This is a genomic window from Streptomyces sp. NPDC005070 (genome assembly GCF_053600395.1).
In genome coordinates this window covers 1-2,599 of the sequence record NZ_JBSFZS010000362.1, presented here as the reverse complement: position 1 = coordinate 2,599, position 2,599 = coordinate 1, and the positions used below count along the sequence as shown (strand labels likewise).

Annotated in this window: 1 protein-coding gene; it reads left to right on the top strand. The window is 72.8% G+C overall.

Annotated features, from left to right (window positions below):
- On the top strand, nt 1-2,599 hold a 2,599-nt coding region (locus tag ACWEBX_RS39060; protein ID WP_451889454.1), incomplete at both ends, for a condensation domain-containing protein.

Here is a 2,599-nt window from a genome sequence, read left to right as displayed (position 1 = left end):
TCGCCGAGGTGCTGGGCGCGTCGCGGGTCTGGGCCGACGACAACTTCTTCGACCTGGGCGGGCACTCCCTGCTCGCCACCCGGCTGGTCTCGCGGATCCGCTCGGTGCTCGGTGCGGAGCTGGGGTTGCGCGCGCTCTTCCAGGCGCCCACCGCGGCGGGACTGGCCGAGGCGTTGGCCGAGGCAGGCCGCACCCGCCCGGCGCTGACGGCGCAGGTGCGTCCGGAAGCGGTACCGCTCTCCTTCGCCCAGCGTCGGCTCTGGTTCCTGCACCGCATGGACGACACCGCCGCGACGTATCACATCCCGCTGGCGCTCCACCTGACCGGGACGCTCGACGCGGCGGCGCTGGAGGAGGCGCTCGCCGACGTGGCGGCACGGCACGAGAGCCTGCGGACGGTGTTCCCGGAAGTCGACGGCGTACCGTGCCAGCGCGTCCTGGACGCGGGTGCGGCCCGGTCCCGGGTGCGGTCGGCCGAGGTGCCGGAGGCCGAACTGCCCGAGCGGATGGCCGAGTTCGCCCGGCAGCCCTTCGACCTGGCGACGGAACCACCGCTGCGGGCCGAGCTGTTCGCGGTCGCGCCGCAGGAGCATGTGCTGCTGGTGGTGATGCACCACATCGCCGGTGACGGCTGGTCCACCGGTCCGCTGGCCCGCGACCTGGCCGAGGCGTACGCCGCGCGGTGTGAAAGCCGCGCACCGCGCTGGCCCGTCCTGCCGGTGCAGTACGCCGACTACACGCTGTGGCAGCGCGACCTGCTCGGCGACGCAGCCGACCCGGAGAGCCGGTTCGCCGAACAACTCGACTACTGGAAAACGCAGTTGTCCGACCTTCCCGAGCTGCTCCAGCTACCCGCCGACCGGTCGCGGCCGGCCGTCGCCCGCTGGCACGGAGACCAGGTCGGCCTGGAGTTGAGTCCCGAACTGCACGCCGCCCTGGTGGAGTTGGCGCGGCGCACCGGCAGCAGTCTGTTCATGGTGCTCCAGGCTGCGCTGGCCGCGCTGTACACACGGCTGGGCGCGGGGACGGACATCCCGATCGGAAGCCCGATCGCGGGACGCACGGACGAAGCGCTGGACGACCTGGTCGGGTTCTTCGTGAACACCCTGGTGCTACGCACCGACACCGGCGGAGATCCGAGCTTCACCGAACTGCTGGGGCGGGTACGCGAGACGGCGCTGTCGGCGTACGCGCACCAGGACGTGCCCTTCGAACAGCTCGTGGAGGCGCTGAACCCGTCCCGTTCCCTGTCCCACCACCCGCTGTTCCAGACCGTCCTGGCCGTGCAGAACGCGCCGATGGGCCGTTTCTCGCTGCCCGGGCTGGACGTCGCCACCTACGCGGTGGCCACCGGAACCGCCAAGTTCGACCTCGGTGTGAACCTCGCCGAACGGTTCGGGCCGGACGGAAGCCCGGCCGGGATCGTCGGCGTGGTGGAGTACGCCACCGACCTGTTCGACCGGGACACGGTCGCCGCCCTCGCCCGGCGCTGGACGCTCCTGCTGGAAGCGGTGACCGCCGACCCGCAGCAGCCGATCGGACTGGTCGACCTCCTCGACACCGACGAGCGGCACCGGCTGCTGGAGGCCGGCAACGCGACCGCCCGTGAGGTGGGCGCCGTACCGGTGCCGGAGGCGTTCGCGGCGCAGGTGGCGGCGACGCCGGACAGGGTCGCGCTCGTGTGCGGTGAAGTCGAGTTGACGTACCGTCAGCTCAATGCGCGGGTGAACCGGTTCGCGCACGCGCTGATCGCCCGGGGCGTGGGCCCGGAGCAGATCGTGGCGGTCGCCCTGCCCCGGTCGCCGGAGTCCGTCGTGGCGGTCCTGGGCGTACTGAAGGCCGGAGCCGCCTACCTGCCGGTCGACCCCTCCTACCCCGAGTCACGGATCGCGTTCATGCTGGACGACGCCCGCCCGACGGTGACGGTCGACGACCCGGCCATGGTCGACGCGGGCGACCGGCCGGACACCGACCCACAGATCGCGCTCGACGTCCGGCATCCGGCCTACGTGATCTACACCTCCGGCTCCACCGGCCGCCCCAAGGGCGTCGTGGTCGGCCACGGCGGTGTGGCGAGCCTGGTGGCCGGCCAGATCGAGCGGTTCGCGATCGAACCCGACAGCCGGGTGCTCCAGTTCGCCTCGCCCAGCTTCGACGCCTCGGTGTCGGAGATCTTCACCGCCCTGCTGCGCGGCGCGGCCCTGGTGCTGCCCCCTGCGGCGGAGCCGGTCGCCGCGCTGACCGACCCGGATCTCGGGGTCACGCACGTGACCGTGCCCCCGTCCGTCCTGGCCATCGTGCCGCAGGACGCGCTGACCGTGTCGACGCTGGTGGTGGCGGGTGAGGCCTGCACGGCGGAGCTGGTGGCCCGGTGGGCCCCCGGGCGCCGGATGATCAACGCGTACGGTCCGACGGAGACGACGGTGTGCGCGACGATGAGCGACCCGCTCTCGCCGGGGTCGGGCGTACCGCCGATCGGACGTCCGATCGCCAACGCCCGGGTGTACGTGCTGGACGATCGGCTGCGGCCGGTGCCACCGGGAGTGGCGGGAGAGCTGTACGTCGCCGGAGCGGGCCTGGCACGCGGCTACCTGAACCG